This window comes from Streptomyces sp. NPDC003697, from assembly GCF_053587115.1.
Genome location: NZ_JBSFNN010000048.1, coordinates 19,861 through 35,465, shown reverse-complemented (window position 1 = coordinate 35,465; position 15,605 = coordinate 19,861). Strand labels below are relative to the sequence as shown.

Annotated in this window: 17 protein-coding genes; 11 read left to right on the top strand and 6 right to left on the bottom strand. The window is 74.2% G+C overall.

Annotated features, from left to right (window positions below; all coding sequences use genetic code 11):
* Positions 1-81: 81 nt before the first annotated feature.
* Positions 82-981 carry a universal stress protein gene (locus tag ACWDNY_RS19755; protein ID WP_451647063.1) on the bottom strand — a complete coding sequence of 300 codons (900 nt, stop codon included), beginning with the start codon at positions 979-981 and terminating at the stop codon, positions 82-84.
* Positions 982-1,180: 199 nt separating this feature from the next.
* Complete coding sequence (locus tag ACWDNY_RS19750; protein WP_451647062.1) at positions 1,181-1,423, bottom strand: DUF397 domain-containing protein; 243 nt, start codon at positions 1,421-1,423, stop codon at positions 1,181-1,183.
* 346 nt (positions 1,424-1,769) lie between these two features.
* Between ACWDNY_RS19750 and paaK the strand changes: the two genes are divergently transcribed.
* Positions 1,770-3,068 carry a phenylacetate--CoA ligase PaaK gene (gene paaK / locus ACWDNY_RS19745; RefSeq protein ID WP_451647061.1) on the top strand — a complete coding sequence of 433 codons (1,299 nt, stop codon included), beginning with the start codon at positions 1,770-1,772 and terminating at the stop codon, positions 3,066-3,068.
* A 66-nt stretch (positions 3,069-3,134) separates the two neighbouring features.
* Here paaK and ACWDNY_RS19740 read toward each other — a convergent pair whose 3' ends face one another.
* Positions 3,135-4,634: an acyl-CoA synthetase gene (locus tag ACWDNY_RS19740; protein WP_451647060.1), complete on the bottom strand. Its 1,500-nt coding sequence runs from the start codon at positions 4,632-4,634 to the stop codon at positions 3,135-3,137.
* 252 nt (positions 4,635-4,886) lie between these two features.
* On the opposite strand from ACWDNY_RS19740, the gene ACWDNY_RS19735 reads away from it, so the two are divergent.
* Positions 4,887-6,671 carry a serine hydrolase gene (locus ACWDNY_RS19735; RefSeq protein WP_451647059.1) on the top strand — a complete coding sequence of 595 codons (1,785 nt, stop codon included), beginning with the start codon at positions 4,887-4,889 and terminating at the stop codon, positions 6,669-6,671.
* Between the two features lie 74 nt (positions 6,672-6,745).
* Here ACWDNY_RS19735 and ACWDNY_RS19730 read toward each other — a convergent pair whose 3' ends face one another.
* The 3 genes from ACWDNY_RS19730 to ACWDNY_RS19720 all read right to left on the bottom strand — a co-directional run bounded on the left by ACWDNY_RS19730 (position 6,746) and on the right by ACWDNY_RS19720 (position 9,455).
* Entirely contained in the window at positions 6,746-6,937 is a 192-nt protein-coding gene (locus ACWDNY_RS19730; RefSeq protein WP_451647058.1) for a DUF2795 domain-containing protein, read from the bottom strand.
* A gap of 217 nt (positions 6,938-7,154) precedes the next feature.
* Positions 7,155-8,717 (bottom strand): phytoene desaturase family protein, encoded by a 1,563-nt coding sequence (locus tag ACWDNY_RS19725; protein WP_451647057.1) that lies wholly within the window; start codon positions 8,715-8,717, stop codon positions 7,155-7,157.
* Between the two features lie 363 nt (positions 8,718-9,080).
* Positions 9,081-9,455, bottom strand: a complete 375-nt coding sequence (locus ACWDNY_RS19720; protein ID WP_451647056.1) for a ferredoxin — start codon at positions 9,453-9,455, stop codon at positions 9,081-9,083.
* 122 nt (positions 9,456-9,577) lie between these two features.
* Between ACWDNY_RS19720 and ACWDNY_RS19715 the strand changes: the two genes are divergently transcribed.
* The 9 genes from ACWDNY_RS19715 (at position 9,578) to ACWDNY_RS19675 (ending at position 15,517) form a co-directional block, all read left to right on the top strand.
* The gene (locus tag ACWDNY_RS19715) at positions 9,578-9,979 is read left to right on the top strand and encodes a ChaB family protein (protein ID WP_451647055.1); all 402 of its coding nucleotides are present in this window, start codon (positions 9,578-9,580) and stop codon (positions 9,977-9,979) included.
* Positions 9,980-10,016: 37 nt separating this feature from the next.
* A complete protein-coding gene (locus tag ACWDNY_RS19710) occupies positions 10,017-10,385 on the top strand; it encodes a DUF6479 family protein (protein WP_451647054.1) in 369 nt (122 codons plus the stop codon).
* A gap of 378 nt (positions 10,386-10,763) precedes the next feature.
* Complete coding sequence (locus ACWDNY_RS19705) at positions 10,764-11,462, top strand: ribonuclease BN (protein ID WP_451647053.1); 699 nt, start codon at positions 10,764-10,766, stop codon at positions 11,460-11,462.
* A gap of 155 nt (positions 11,463-11,617) precedes the next feature.
* On the top strand, positions 11,618-12,085 hold the full coding sequence (locus ACWDNY_RS19700; protein WP_451647052.1) for an AAA family ATPase: 468 nt from the start codon (positions 11,618-11,620) through the stop codon (positions 12,083-12,085).
* A 214-nt stretch (positions 12,086-12,299) separates the two neighbouring features.
* A complete protein-coding gene (dhaK, locus tag ACWDNY_RS19695; RefSeq protein WP_451647051.1) occupies positions 12,300-13,292 on the top strand; it encodes a dihydroxyacetone kinase subunit DhaK in 993 nt (330 codons plus the stop codon).
* Between the two features lie 63 nt (positions 13,293-13,355).
* Positions 13,356-13,964, top strand: a complete 609-nt coding sequence (gene dhaL / locus ACWDNY_RS19690) for a dihydroxyacetone kinase subunit DhaL (protein WP_451647050.1) — start codon at positions 13,356-13,358, stop codon at positions 13,962-13,964.
* Entirely contained in the window at positions 13,957-14,376 is a 420-nt protein-coding gene (locus tag ACWDNY_RS19685; RefSeq protein WP_451647049.1) for a PTS-dependent dihydroxyacetone kinase phosphotransferase subunit DhaM, read from the top strand. The genes dhaL and ACWDNY_RS19685 overlap by 8 nt, the downstream gene beginning before the upstream one ends.
* 294 nt (positions 14,377-14,670) lie before the next feature.
* On the top strand, positions 14,671-14,982 hold the full coding sequence (locus tag ACWDNY_RS19680) for a hypothetical protein (protein WP_451647048.1): 312 nt from the start codon (positions 14,671-14,673) through the stop codon (positions 14,980-14,982).
* 4 nt (positions 14,983-14,986) lie between these two features.
* Complete coding sequence (locus ACWDNY_RS19675) at positions 14,987-15,517, top strand: hypothetical protein (RefSeq protein ID WP_451647047.1); 531 nt, start codon at positions 14,987-14,989, stop codon at positions 15,515-15,517.
* The last annotated feature ends 88 nt before the right edge of the window (positions 15,518-15,605 follow it).

Genomic DNA, 15,605 nt, shown 5'->3' with positions numbered 1-15,605 from the left:
GGCCGGCCGCGGCATCCCGGGTGCCGGCCGCGGACCCCGTGGGCCGGGCCGCCCGACTCGGCCGCGGCGGCGCCGGGCGGGTCACTCGTCCGGCGGTGACGGGGGTACCGCCGCCACCGGGCTCGCCGCGTGCAGCAGGACGGCCTGGGTGACGGAGCCCATCATGCGGACCGGCGCCAGCAGGCGCCTGCGGTGCCGGCCCACCACCACCAGCTCGGCGCCCTTGGACGCGGCGACCAGATGGCCGGCGGCGTCACCGGCCGCGAGGTGCGGGTCGGCCCGCACCCGAGGGTGCCGTTCGCGGTGCGGGGCGAGGAAGCCCTCGACCAGCGTCCGGGTCTCGCTCTCGACGGCGTCCTGGTCGATCACGGGCGGGGCGAGTTCGCCGGGAGCCAGCCAGCTCCGGGCCGGCCACGCATAGGAGGCCACCACCTGGAGCCGGGCCCCCCGCAGGGCCGCCTCCGCGAAGGCGAAGGCGAGCGTCGCCTCGTCGGGGCCGTCCACGTGGAGGCCGACGACGATCCGGGGGCCCGCCGCCGGTGCCTCGCCGTGGACCTCGCGGCCCGGGCGGGGCACGACGACCACGGGGCACTCGGCGTCCCGCGCGGCGGCCAGGCTGTTCGAGCCGAGCAGCAGACTGGCGAAGCCGCCGCGGCCCCGGGAGCCGAGCACCAGCAGTTGCGCCGTGGCGCTCAGTTCGGGCAGCAGGGCGGCGGAGACGCCGTCCAGGCCCAGATACTCCACCGGCAGGCCGGCGACGCGTCCCTCCAGATGGGCGCGGGCCCGGTCGAGCACCGGGTCGTCCTCCGCGTCCGGCGGACCCGTGACCAGGACGTCGGGCTGGGCCCAGGGGGCGTACTGACGCACGTGCGCCACGTGCAGCGGGGCCCGGCGCCGGCGGGCGGCGTCGAGAGCCCAGTCCAGGGCGCGCAGGCTGTCGTCCGAACCGTCGACCGCGGCGACGACCGCTGGGGTAGTCATGGATTCCTCACCTCCGGGTGGCGGCCTCGCCCCGCCGGTGCGGCACCGCGCGGGCGGCGGCCCCTGCAGGGCCTGCCCGGTCGCGCGTCCGCACTCGCGCGCAACACCCTCTTCGCCGAGACGGCCGGGCGCGTCACGGCGATCCCGCGACCGGCCGCAGCCCGGCGGGCCGGTACGGGCGCCACGGGCCCGTGCCCGGTCAGGTGAGGTCGAACTCCCCCTCCCGGGCCCCCGACACGAAGGCACCCCACTCCGCCGGAGTGAAGATCAGGGAGGGACTCTCGGGGCGGCCGCTGTTGCGCATCGCGATGAACCCCTCGATGAAGGCGATCTGGACATCCCCCAGGCCGCGGCTGCTGGACTGCCACTCGGCCTTGCTGAGGTCCAGTTCCGGCTTGTCCCAACCTGCGAGCGGGTAATGGTGGGTGGTGCTTTCGGCCACGTCCGTGCTCCTCCCGTTTCGTCGTCCGCGGTCAGCCTAGCGATCGCACCCGACTGCGGACAGGCCACGTGAGACGTACGTCGCGCGTCGCGTCGCGGCAGGGGACCGCACGCCGGGCCGGAGGTCCGCCGCGGGTCGCCACGCAGCCGGCCGTCCCGCCGCCGGGGCGCCCACCGGTGCCTTCGGTCGCCGAGGGGTCTTCCGCAGGTGGCGGTGGCGGGGTTCGAAGGTAAAAGTGGGCACCGGTGTCTTGCCCGCGGGCGGGTGGCCTGGATTACTGATGTCCAGCACAACGACCGAATGATCGGTCGGCCGGATTGATGTGGTCGGTGAGGGAGAGTCCCCGATGGCGGATGTGACACGGCTGCTGGACGAGGGAGAACGGCTCGACGCGGCCGGGCTGCGGGCCATACAGCTCGAACGGCTGCGCAGCACGCTGCGGCACGCCTACGGGAACGTGCCCTTCTACCGGGAGTCGTTCGACAAGGCAGGGGTGGCGCCGGAGGACTGCCGTTCGCTCGCCGACCTGGCCCGCTTCCCGTTCACCACCAAGGCGGACCTGCGCGAGAACTACCCCTACGGGATGTTCGCGGTGCCCCGGGACCGCATCCGCAGGATCCACGCCTCCAGCGGCACCACGGGGCGCCCGACGGTCGTCGGCTACACCGACGACGACCTGTCCGTGTGGGCGGACATGGTGGCCCGCTCCCTGCGCGCGGCGGGGGCACGGCCCGGCGACACGGTGCACGTCGCCTACGGCTACGGACTCTTCACCGGCGGTCTGGGCGCCCACTACGGCGCCGAGCGCCTGGGCTGCACGGTCGTGCCCGCCTCCGGCGGCATGACCGCCCGCCAGGTGCAGCTCATCCAGGACCTGCGGCCCGGGATCATCATGGTGACCCCTTCGTACATGCTCACCCTGCTCGACGAGTTCGAACGTCAGGGCGTCGATCCCCGCGGCACCTCGCTGCGCGTCGGCGTCTTCGGCGCGGAGCCCTGGACGGAGGAGATGCGCCGTGAGATCGAGGAGCGCTTCGGGATCGACGCGGTCGACATCTACGGGCTGTCGGAGGTGATGGGGCCGGGCGTGGCGCAGGAGTGCGTGGAGAGCAAGGACGGTCTGCACGTCTGGGAGGACCACTTCTTCCCGGAGGTCGTCGACCCGGTCACCGGCGAGGTGCTGCCGGAGGGCGAGGAGGGGGAGCTGGTGTTCACCTCGCTCACCAAGGAGGCCATGCCGGTGATCCGGTACCGGACGCGTGACCTGACGCGGCTGCTGCCCGGCACGGCGCGTGCCTTCCGGCGGATGGAGAAGATCACCGGCCGCAGCGACGACATGGTGATCGTGCGCGGGGTGAACCTCTTCCCGACCCAGATCGAGGAGATCGTCCTGCGGACACCCGGCGTCGCGCCGCACTTCCAGCTCCGGCTCACCCGTGAGGGCCGGATGGACTCGATGACCGTACGGGCCGAGGCCCGTGCCGGCACCGGCCCGGAGGCGCGGGAGGCCGCCGCCCGGACGATCGCGGCGGCGGTGAAGGACGGCGTCGGGGTCTCCGTGGCGGTCGAGATCGTCGAGCCGGAGTCGCTGGAGCGCTCGGTGGGCAAGATCCGGCGCATCGTGGACCTGCGGCCGCGCTCGTAAGGAGGGGGCTTGGGGGCTGCGACGGTTCTCCGCCCCTCGCGGCCCCGGTCCACGGCACACACCGGCCTACCCGGCCGCGAACCGGTCCCTCAGCTCCCGTTTGAGGATCTTGCCGCTGGCGTTGCGCGGCAGCGCGTCGACGAACTCCACTCGCTTGGGCGCCTTGAAGTGCGCGAGCCGGTCTCGGGCATGGCCGAGGAGCTCGTCCTCGGTGACCTCGCCGCGTGGGACGACGACCGCCGTGACCGCCTCGATCCAGCGCTCGTCGGGAAGGCCGACGACGGCGACCTCCGCGACCGCCGGATGGGTGTAGAGCACGTCCTCGACCTGGCGTGAGGCGACCAGCACGCCGCCGGAGTTGATGACGTCCTTCACCCGGTCCACGACCGTGAAGTAGCCGTGCGCGTCGCGCACGGCGAGGTCGCCGGAGCGGAACCAGCCGTCACGGAAGGCCTCGGCCGTCTCGTCGGGCTTGTCCCAGTAGCCCTCGCACAGCTGCGGGGAGCGGTAGACGACCTCGCCGGGGGTCCCGTCGGGCACGTCCTTGCCGTCCTCGTCGACGACCCGCGCGTCCACGAACAGCACCGGGCGCCCGCAGGAGTCCATCCGCCCCTGGTGCTCCTCGGGCCCGAGCACCAGGGCCAGGGGGCCGATCTCGCTCTGGCCGAAACAGTTGTAGAAGGCGAGCCCGGGCAGGCGAGCCCGCAGCCGTTCCAGGACGGGGACCGGCATGATCGAGGCGCCGTAGTAGGCCTTGCGCAGCCCGCCCAGGTCCCGTGTGGCGAAGTCGGGGCGGCCCGCCAGGGCGATCCAGACCGTGGGCGGCGCGAACAGGCTGTCGGCGCGTCCGGCTTCGATCAGGTCGAACAGCCGGTCGCCGTCGGGCGTGTCGAGGATGACGTTCGTCGCCCCGACCGCCAGGTACGGCAGCAGGAAGACGTGCATCTGCGCCGAGTGGTAGAGCGGCAGGGAGTGCACGGGCCGGTCGCCGGCGCGGAGGTCGAGGGCCGTGATCGCGCTGAGGTACTCGTGGACCAGGGCCCGGTGGGTCATCATCGCGCCCTTGGGCAGGGCGGTCGTACCGGAGGTGTACAGCAGCTGCACCAGCTCGTCGCCGCGCGGCTCGGGGCCGTCGTACGGTTCCGTCCCGGCGAGCCGGGTGAGCAGCGAGCGGTCGTCGTCGCGCAGCGGCAGCGACCGCACGCCGCCGGGCAGCCGTCCGGCGAGGTCCGGATCGGCGAGGACGAGCGCGCTGCCCGACTGGCCGACGATGTAGGCGAGGTCGTCGCCGGTGAGGTTCTGGTTGACGGGCACGTGCACCAGGCCGGCACGGGCGCAGGCGAGGAAGGCGATGAGGTAGGCGTCGGAGTTGTGGCCGTAGGCGCCGACCCGGTCCCCGGGAGCGAGGCCCTGGCCCAGCAGGACACTCGCCGCCCGGGAGACGGCGTCGTCGAGTGCCTCGTACGTCCAGGTACGGTCGCCGTACTCGACGGCGACCCGCGTCGGGGTGCGCCGGGCGCTGCGCCGCAGCACCCCGTCGACCGTGCTGCCGTGTCCGGGCGTCATGGGAGATGATCCTCCGTCCGCCGCGCAGGGAGGTCAAGGTGTCCCGGCCGGCCGGCGGGTGCCCCTGCCGGGTGCCCCACCGAGGTCACCGGGGCCCGGCTTCGGGCGAGTCGAGCCCTGTGACGCCCTCCCCGCCCTCACACCCGATCTCGTACGGCGCCGCACGACCCGTTGACACACGCGCCGTCTGACACGAAAGTTTCATCCCGCACGGCACAGCCCGGAAGATACTTTCAGACGGGAGGCCCCACCATGACCGACGGCGCGGCAGACAGCGCACCGGGCGGGCCGACCCGGCGCCGACTGGGCGGCCTGGCCCTGGCGTTGGGCGGCGGACTCGCCCTCGCGGCGTCACCCGCGGGTCCGGCCGCCGCGGTGGCATCGGGCCGCCGTCCCACCCTGCGGCACGGCGATGCCGAGAAGGCCGGCCTGCTCCCGGCCCACCTGCGCCGGCTCGTCACCGACGCCGAGACGTTCCTCGGCCCCTCCCCCGTGCACCCCTGGTACGCCGGGGCCGTCCTGCTCGCCGGACGCGGCGGCACCGTGGCACTGCACGAGCCGATCGGCATGGCGGTGCGGTACTCCGCCTACGACGAGCGGACCGACACGGGCGTGGAGTTGCCGGCCGGGCGGCAGATCCCGATGAACCGGGACACGGTGTTCGACCTGGCGTCCGTCTCGAAGCTGTTCACCTCGATCCTGGCCGTGCAGCAGATCGAGCGGGGCGCGCTGGAACTGGAGGGGAGGGTCGCCTCCTACCTCCCGGACTTCGGGCGGGCGGGCAAGCAGGACGTGACGATACGTCAGCTCCTGACGCACACGTCGGGGTTCCGCGCCTGGATCCCGCTGTACGACGCGCCGACGCGAGAGGGAAAACTGCGGCTCATCTGGGACGAGGCGCCGCTCGACCCGCCGGGCACCGCGTACCTGTACTCGGACCTGAACCTGATCTCCCTGCAACTGGTGCTGGAGGAGATCACCGGCCGTACGCTGGACACGCTGCTGGGCGAGGAGATCACCGGCCCGCTCGGCCTCGACCGCACCCGCTACAACCCGCCCGCCTCCTGGAGACCGTCCATCGCGGCCACCGAGGACGCCCGCAGGCCGTGGTCCGGACTCGACCGCGGGCTCGTGTGGGGTGAGGTGCACGACGAGAACGCCTTCAGCATGGGCGGCGTCGCGGGCCACGCGGGGGTGTTCTCCTGCGCGTGGGACCTCGCGGTGCTGGGCCGTACGCTGCTCAACGGCGGCTCCTACGGCCGCGCCCGGATCCTGCGGCCGGAGTCGGTGGAGCTGATGTTCACCGACTTCAACACCGCCTTCCCCGGCCACGAGCACGGCCTCGGCTTCGAGCTCTACCAGCACTGGTACATGGGGGCGATGGCGACCCCGCGCACCGCCGGGCACACCGGCTTCACCGGGACCTGCCTGGTGCTCGACCCGACGACCGACTCGTTCCTGGTCCTTCTGGGCAACTCCGTCCACCCGGTGCGCAGTTGGCGTTCCGGCTCGGCTCCCCGGGTCACCGCGGGCACCAACCTGGCGCGCGCCGTGCCGGTCCGTCCCGTGCGCGGCCGTACCGCGTGGTTCTCCGGCACGGCGAGCGCCACGACGGCGACGCTCACCCTTCCGGTGCTGGACACCTCCCGGGGCGCGGCCCGGCTGCGGTGCGCCCTGTGGTGGGACACCGAGCCGCAGGCGGACGTACTCGTCCTGGAGGGCTCGGCGGACGGCGGCACCACCTGGGAGCCGGTGCCGTTCACGACCGTGCGCCGCGGCGAGCCGCCCCTGCGGCACACCGCGGGCTCCGTCACCGGCTGGTCGGGGCGTGCCTGGCACAGCATGACGGCCGGCCTCCCCGCGGCCCGGCACCTCACCCTGCGCTGGCGGTACACCACGGACCGCCTCTACGTGGGACGTGGGGCGTACGTCGACGCCCTGCGCGTGGAGGCCGGCGGCACGGTGATCTTCGACGAGAGCCGTCCGTCGGACGCGTCCCGTGTCCAGCCGGCGGGCTGGACGGCCTCCGCCGACTGACAGGCCGCACCGCCCGGTCCCGATGACGCCGGCCCGCCGCCCGGTGAGGCGGCCGGCCGACCCACGGGGTGCCGTCACTGGTTGAAGACGGCCTTCTGCACCTCGTTCGGGCCGTCGAAGTGATCCTGCTTCACGCTCTCAAGACGGCGGACGATTTTGTCGTCGGCCTTGTTCTGACGGGCGCGCTCGACCAGATGCTGCTTGTCCGTCGGGTAGTCCGCGCCGCTGAGGGCCTTCTGCAGGTCGATCGGGCTGAGGTCGGCCATGGGAGCCTCCCGTGAGGGGTGTACGGCCGTCCGCGAGGGGGCCGGCCGATCGTGCGGTTGCCTTCGCCCTGTCGGAGTGCCCAGCGGCGGCGCGGGCATTCAGCCACCCGTGCGGGCGTGGGCACGGGCCGGGTCCGTTGCGCGCCGTCCGCGGTGCGTCGGCCGGGCGGCGGGGCCGGGGGTCCCGGCCTCCCCGGCGGCCCCCGGGGAGCCGGTCCTACGGCTTCTCCAGTACCGCCATCGCCGCGTTGTGCCCCGGAATCCCGCTGACCCCGCCGCCGCGCACCGCGCCGGCACCGCACAGCAGCACGTTGGCGTGGCGGGTCTCCACGCCCCAGCGACCGGTGCCGTCCTGGGCGTAGGGCCAGCTCAGCGCCCGGTGGAAGATGTTCCCGCCGGGCAGCCGCAGATCCCGTTCGAGGTCCAGCGGTGTCCTGGCCTCGATGCACGGCCGCCCGTCCGCGTCGGTCGCCAGGCACTCGGTGAGAGGCTCGGCGAGGTGCGCGTCGAGCTGTTGCAGCGTCGCGGTCAGCAGTTCCTCCCGGACGGCGTCGTTGTCCTCGGCGAAGAGGCGGGCCGGCGTGTGCAGCCCGAAGAGCGTGAGGGTGTGCCGGCCCCGCTCGGCCAGGCCGCTCCCGAGGATCGAGGGATCGGTCAGGGAGTGGCAGTAGATCTCCGAGGGCGGTGCCGTGGGCAGCTCACCGGCCGCGGCCTGGGCGTACGCGGTGGCCAGCTGTTCGTAGCCCTCGGCGATGTGGAACGTGCCGGCGAACGCCTCGCGCGGGTCGACGGAGGTGTCGCGCAACCGCGGCAGTCGCTCCAGCAGCATGTTCACCTTCAGCTGGGCACCCTCGGCGGCCTCGGGTGGCTCGTCGCCGGTCAGGGCGGCCAGCGCCTGCGGCGAGGCGTTCACCAGGACGTGCCGGGCGCCGACCGTGCCCTCGCGGTCGCGCGTCCGGTAGGTGACCTCGGCCTCACGGCCGTCGCTCCGCACCCGCAGCACCTCATGGCCGGTCGCGACGACCGCCCCTGCGGCGCGCGCGGCGTCGGCCAGCGCGTCGGTCAGGGCGCCCATGCCGCCGACCGGCACGTCCCAGGCGCCGGTGCCTCCGCCGATCACGTGGTAGAGGAAGCACCGGTTCTGCGCCAGGGAGGGGTCGTGGGCGTCGGCGAAGGTGCCGATGAGCCCGTCCGTGAGGACCACGCCGCGGATCAGGTCGTCGGCGAAGTGGTCCTCGATGGCGACACCGACGGGCTCCTCGAACAGTGCGCGCCAGGCGTCCTCGTCGTCGACGCGGCGGCGCAGTTCCTCACGGGTGGGCAGCGGCTCGGTGAGGGTGGGGAAGACACGCTGCGCGACGCGCCCGGTCAGCTCGTAGAAGCGCTGCCAGGCCTCGTACTCGCGGTCGGAGCCGGTCAGCCGGGCGAACGCCTCCCGGGTCCGCCGCTCGCCGCCCCCGACCAGCAGCCCGGTGGGCCGGCCCTCACGCTCGGCGGGGGTGTACGAGGAGACCGCGCGCGGCTGGAGACGGACGTCGAGGCCGAGGTCCCGCAGGATCTTCCGCGGCAGCAGGCTGACCAGGTAGGAGTAGCGGGACAGCCGGGCGTCGACCCCCGGGAACGGGCGGGTGGAGACGGCGGCGCCGCCGGTGTGGTCCAGCCGTTCCAGGACGAGCACCGACCGTCCCGCCCGGGCCAGGTAGGCGGCGGCGACCAGCCCGTTGTGCCCGCCGCCGACGATGACGGCGTCGTACGTGCCGTGTCCCTCGAATGCGCTCATGGTTCTTGGTAGCACGTGATGATCTAGGTCGGCCAGAGTGCGCGACGGCGGGTGCGCGGGCCGGCGGACGGCGGGTGCCCCGGCACCGGCCCGTCGGGTCCGGTGTCCGAGCCGGGTGGAGGCCGCCGGACCGGCCGGGGACTCGTTGCCGGCGGCGCGCCGGACGCGGCGTGGCGCGCGCGGCGCGGGGGGGGTGCAGGCGGTCCGTGGCCGGCGGGTGACCGGCGCCGGCCCTGTGGGGGCCGGTGGTGGTCGTCCCGGCGCACGACGCTCCGGGCCGCGGCGGCCGAGCCCGGCCCGGGACGCCCCTGTCCCGGGTCGCTGGAGGTCACGTCGCCGGCGCGACAGGCCGACGCTCCCCGGTCACTTCAGCGTCGCCATGAACTCCGAGCAGGCGCGGGCGGCGGCCCGGCAGGCGGCAGCGGTCTTCTCGGCCTCCGGGTAGGGGTCGAAGACGTGCGCGGTCTCCAGGCAGACGGTCCGGCACCATTCCAGCTGGACGCGGAGGCCGGCCTCGTCCTGGCTGTTCTGCTCGGAGAGCATGCGGCAGGTCGCGTCGCACACCTCCGCGCACATGATGCCCTTGCGGCGGACGAGTTCCTGGTCCTCGGTTCCGCCCGGATCGACCAGGCTGGCGCGCAGCGCGCACGCCCTGGCGCAGTCCGTGCACGCCTGCGCACATGCGAAACGGTCCTCCAGGAACCGGATGAGTTCCTGCTGCGATGTCGAGGTAGTCACAGGGCGCGGGTTGCCGGTCCCGAACCCGCCAAACCCAGTGTTCCCAAGGGTTCCGGCCGTTTTTCGCCCGCCGTCGAGGGCCCTCGCCCGGCCTGCGGGACCGGACGATGCGGAGGTGGACCGTGCCCGGACGACAGGAGGTGGCGTCGACGCCGGAGCGCTCGCCCGAGGAGGCGCAGCGCACCTGGAGCAGGGCCCACGACTCGGCGGTGGAGTACGGCGAGGGCGAACGCGCGCACCGGGTGGCGTACGGCGCGCCGAAGCACACGTACGAGAAGGTCGGCGACCACTGGGACCGCAAGGAGGGCGGCCGGAAGGGGCCCTCGGACCGGCGGTCGGCCCGGTCTCGGCAGCAGGGCGGGCGCAGTGGCGAAGGCGTCGACGAGAACGCCTCCGAACAGCACCTGTACGACCTCGCCCGGCGCCTGGGCGTGGAGGGGCGGTCACGCATGCCGAAGGAGGAGCTGCTGGACACCGTCCGCAAGGCGAACCGTTCGGCGACCCGGCGGGCCCGGTCGGACTGATCGGTTCGCGGCGGCGGGCCTGGGGTACCCGCCCGCCATGAGCGCATCACTGAACCTCGCCGTCGCCCGGGACCTCATGGTCGGCATCGGCCCGCTGGTCGCGGGCCTGGTCGTGGTGGCACTGCTGATCGGGGCCTTCTGGATGGGTGTCCGGATCCGGCGCCGCGAACCCGGCCCGCCGCGCCCGGAGGAGCAGCCGAGGCTGCCGGAGGGGGGCCCGGTCCACGAGGTGCTGGAGAACCGTGAGCCCGACGAGGTGCCCAGGAGCCGTGACCGTCTGACCCCGCACCGGATGAAGGGCCACGGCAACGTCGCGTCCCGGACCAGCCCGACGCAGCAGCGCCCCCGCTGGGACGGGGGCAGCAGCGGATCCTTCGGCAGTGGCGGGTCGGGCGGCCGCAGCTGACGCCACCGTGAGGCAGCCGCGCGGGGGATGTGAGGCCGCGGGGCGCGCCCCGGCCGGCCGGCCGCGGGGCGACCGCTTGGGTGACGGAGAGGGGTCCGGGCCCTGTGCTCGGGCCCTTCGGCATGTCCGGACCCGGGTGGGCGCCCGGGTGCGCCCCGGTGGGCACGTGGACGATGATGGGACGGCGCGGCCGTGCGCCGGTCACCCGGAGTCCGGGAGGAGGCCCGTCGCCATGTACCGCCTGATGTCGCGTCCTCCCGGCCCTGCGCCGCGGCCTGGCGGGCGGGCGCGGTGAACGACCGGGGGCCGGCACCCCGCCGGCCGGCGCTCCGCTCGTTCGCGTCCGACCTCCGCCGGCGCGGCCGGGAACTGGAGCTGATGCACCGGGCCCTGGGCTTCGCCACGCTCGCGCTGGTGACGCTGGCCCCGCTGCTGATCGTGGTGGCGGCGGCGGACCCCCTGCGGCAGGGCGGGTTCGCGCTGTGGCTGGTGGACGGCATGGAGCTGTCCGGCCGGTCCGCCGCGGTGTTGTCGGACGTCTTCAGCCCGCCGCGTGAGGTGGTCGGCACCACCAGCGTGTGGGGCGGTCTGCTGCTGGCCCTGTTCGGTGTGTCGTTCGGCGCGAGCGTGCAGAACGGCTACGAGCGGGTGTGGCGGCTGCCCGCCGGGCCCTGGCACCGGATCTGGCGGCAGGCCGTCTGGCTGGTCGCGCTGATGGTGTACCTGTACGGGCAGGTGCAGACGCGCACCCTGTTCGGGGGCGCCTACCGGCTGGTGCTCAGCGTGGTGCTCGGTGTGCTGTTCTTCTGGTGGGGCCCGCACTTCCTGCTCGGCGACCAGGTCCGCTGGCGGCAGCTGCTGCCCGGCGCCCTCGCCACCATGGTCGGCCTGGTGGGACTGCGGGCGTTCTCGTCGCTGGTCTTCACCCCGCTCATCGTCACCAACGCCGTCAGTTACGGAGCCGTCGGCACGGTCCTGGTGGTGGAGTCCTGGCTGGTCGGCGTGGGATTCGTGGTCCACGGGGGCGCCCTGGTCGGGCAGATGGTCTGGGAACGACTGCCTCACCATCCCGGCTGAGGCGTTCCGGTCGCCACCCCGGCTGAGGTCTCATCCGGACGGAGCTGGCGCCCCGGTCGAGGTGACACCCCCGCGTGTGTGGCGTGGGCGCGGCGGGGCACTCGGGGCGCGGCTAGCCGCGGGCGGGGCGGGCCGACATCGACGAGGGGCTGAGCGTGGGGCGCACGGTGACGGAGCTGGCCGTGCTGATCGGACTGCAGGCGTCGGGCAAGACCACCTTCTACCGGCGGCGGCTGGCGGACCGCTTCGACCTGGTGAGCAAGGATCTCTTCCCGCGCAGCGCACGGCGCAAGCAGGCCCGGCAGATGCGGCTGGTCCGGCAGGCCCTGGCCGAGGGCAGGTCGGTGGCGGTGGACAACACCAACCCCTCCCCCGACGAGTGGCGCCCGCTGATCGAGGCGGGACGCGCCCACGGCGCCACCGTCCTCGCGTACTGGTTCCCGCCCGACGCGCAGGCCTCGCTGCAACGCAACGCGGCACGCCCGGGCCGGGCCCGGGTGCCGGACGTCGGCGTCCGCGCGACGCTGGTACGGCTGCGCCGGCCCGGTCCCGGCGACGGCTTCGACGCCGTCTTCGACGTGCGGTTCGACGGCCGCGGCGGGTTCGAGGTGACACCGGACTGAGCGCGTCCGTGCCTCCGGTGCAGTCGTACAGGTGACCAGCGCCGCCGCAAGGCCGATACTGCGGAGAGCGGGTGGACGCACCCGCTGAGCCGCCCCTGGCGCGCTTTCCGTCGGCCTGCCTTGCGACGGCCCGCGCCCCTCCGTCCGGACCGCACCCGACCTCATCGACAAGCGCCAGACCGACATCGCCCGCCCGGCTCATCAGGAGGCAGCCGTGAAGATGCTCATCAACGTCGCGGAATCCGTGGTCGCGGACGCGCTGCGCGGCATGGCCGCCACCCATCCCGAGCTGACCGTCGACGTCGAGAACCGGGTGATCGTACGGCGGGACGCCCCGGTGGCCGGGAAGGTCGCCCTCGTCTCCGGCGGCGGCTCGGGGCACGAACCGCTGCACAGCGGGTTCGTGGGCCCCGGGATGCTGTCGGCGGCCTGCCCGGGCGAGGTGTTCACCTCGCCGGTGCCCGACCAGATCCTGCGCGCCGCGGCGGCCGTGGACAGCGGTGCCGGCGTGCTGTTCGTCGTCAAGAACTACACCGGGGACGTGCTCAACTTCGACATGGCGGCCGAACTCGCCGAGGACGAGGGCATCCAGGTCGCGAAGGTGCTGGTCGACGACGACGTGGCGGTGACCGACAGCCTGTACACGGCCGGCCGGCGCGGCACCGGCGCGACGCTGTTCGTGGAGAAGATCGCCGGTGCCGCCGCCGAGGAGGGGCAGCCGCTGGAGCGGGTGGAGGCGATAGGCCGGCAGGTCAACGAGAGTTCCCGCAGCTTCGGCGTCGCGCTGAGCGCGTGCACCACCCCGGCCAAGGGCAGCCCGACCTTCGACCTGCCGTCCGGCGAGCTGGAGCTGGGAGTCGGCATCCACGGCGAACCGGGCCGGGAGCGGCGTTCGATGATGACCTCGGGTGAGATCGCCGACTACTCGGTGAACGCGATTCTGGAGGACATGAGCCCGCGCAATCCCGTACTGCTGCTGGTCAACGGCATGGGCGCGACCCCGCTGCTGGAGCTGTACGGCTTCAGCGCCGAGGTGCACCGGGTGCTCGCGGCGCGGGGTGTGCCGGTCGCCCGCGCGCTGGTCGGCAACTACGTCACCTCCCTCGACATGGCGGGCGCCTCGGTCACGCTGTGCCAGGCCGACGAGGAACTGCTGAGGCTGTGGGACGCCCCGGTGAAAACGCCGGGCCTGCGCTGGGGCATGTGACACGGCGACGGTGGCGGCCCGTCCCCGGACGCGCCCGAGGTACCTACGACGCAAGGAGTTCCCGTGCTCGACGCCCGATTCTTCCGCCGTTGGATGACGGCGACCGCCGCGTCCGTCGACCGTGAGGCGGACCGTCTCACCGCCCTCGACTCGCCCATCGGCGACGCCGACCACGGCGCCAATCTGCAGCGCGGATTCACCGCCGTCCGTACGGCCCTGGAAGACGAGGAGCCGGACACGCCCGGCGCGGTCCTCGTCCTCGCCGGGCGCCGGCTGATCTCGACGGTCGGCGGCGCGTCCGGCCCGCTGTACGGCACGCTGCTGCGGCGCGCCGGCAAGGCGCTCGGTGACGCCGCCGGGGTGAGCGAGGAACAGCTCGCCGAGGCGCTGCGGGCGGGTGTGGACGGGGTGATGACCCTGGGCGGGGCCAAGCCGGGCGACAAGACCATGATCGACGCGCTGGTGCCGGCCGTGGACGCGCTCGGCGAGGGCTTCGCCGCCGCGCGGAGCGCCGCCGAGGAGGGGGCCGAGGCCACCATCCCGATGCTGGCCCGCAAGGGCCGCGCGAGTTACCTGGGCGAACGCAGCGTCGGGCACCAGGACCCGGGCGCGACCTCGTCCGCACTGCTGATCGCAGGACTGTCCCAAGCCGCGGAGGCCGACGGTGAGTGACGACAAGAACCAGAGACTGGTCGGTATCGTGCTGGTGTCGCACAGCGCGCAGGTGGCCACGTCGGTGGCAGAGCTGGCGAAGGGATTGGCGAGCGGCGCTGAGGCGGTGCCCGTGGCACCGGCGGGCGGCACCGAGGGCGGCGGACTGGGCACCAGCGCGGAACTGGTCTCCGCCGCGGCCGCGTCCGTGGACCGGGGCGCCGGGGTCGCGGTGCTGACCGACCTCGGCAGCGCCGTGCTCACCGTCAAGGCACTGCTCGCCGAGGGCGACGAACTGCCGGACGACACACGCCTGGTGGATGCCCCGTTCGTGGAGGGCGCGGTCGCGGCGGTGGTGACGGCGGCGACGGGGAGCGGGATCGACGCGGTGGAGGCGGCGGCCGCGGACGCCTACACCTACCGGAAGGTCTGAAGGGCCTGCGGCACGCGTCCGGGCGGGGGGACGGCCGCCTGCCCGAAGACGGTGAGGAGGCCATGCGGGGAGCCGGGGGCCGGGCCCACCGGGCTCCGGCCCCCGACCGCCCGCGCCGGCGCGGCGTCAGCGACGACAGCGGGGCCGCGCGGCAGCCTGCAACTCCCCCAGTGTTCGGCGGCGTTCGGCCTCAGGGTGGTGGTTCAGCATACGTAACGCCCCGAACACGTCACCAGTGCCGCCCCCGCTCGCGGAGGGCGGCCGCACTGTCACGCGGCGGAGGCCGGCGCCCTGGTGCCGCTGCTGTCGCCCTCGGACCCGCCCATCGACACCGCCTCCCTCACGCAGCGGCCGGGGGCGTCCGACAACCCGCACGTGCTCCTGGTCCGGGAGCGGCTGCTCGCGGCGGCGCGCGCCTGGTGGGCGCCGCCGGGTCCGAGCGGCGGAACGCCCGCGCCCACCGCCTGGCGGCCCGTCGCCCGCCTGGACGCGTTCGGCGTGCGCGGGGCGGTGCGGCGGGGTTGGCTGCCCCTGAGGCAGCACGGGCGTTTCCCTATCTCCGGCGGTGTACGGGACGGACCGCCGACCGTGCGCCCGGAGGACTGATTTCATGCGCGTTCCCCAGCCACTGCTCCGCTCGGTTCCGGTTGTGGCGGCCGTCGCGCTCACGGCCGGCCCCGCCGCCGGTCCGGCCGTCGCGTGGCCGGACATCTCGGTGAGCGCCCAGGGCTCCACGGTCTCCGTCACCACCAGTGCCTGCACGCTGGTCGACGGCAGCTGGGGCACCGCGTCGCTGCTCGGCAGTGGGCAGGTGGCCTTCGCTCAGGGACGCCAGGTGCCCCTGACGCGGACGACGGCCGGTCAGGCCGCCACGTGGCGGAGCGTCGCGCCGGGCATGTACACGGTCATCGTGCTGTGCTCGGACGACATCACGGCGGGCACCCAGTCCGTGGTGGTCCCGGCGTCCCCGCCGACGGTCTCGGCCACGTCCTCCCCTTCGCTCGGGGTGATGGGTGACGTGGGCGGCGGCGCGAAGCAGTCCGGCACCATGACGTTCGCGGTGGGCGGGACGCTGGTGGCGGCGGCTATGATCGCCACGGGCTGGGTACTGCGCCGCCGCTCGCGGCCGTACCGGCTCTGACCCCCTCCGGCCGGAAGGCGTCCTCGCAGGGCCGGTACGCGCCCGTGGATCGACGCCCCGCCGAGCGCCGGCCTACGCGTCGGGATCG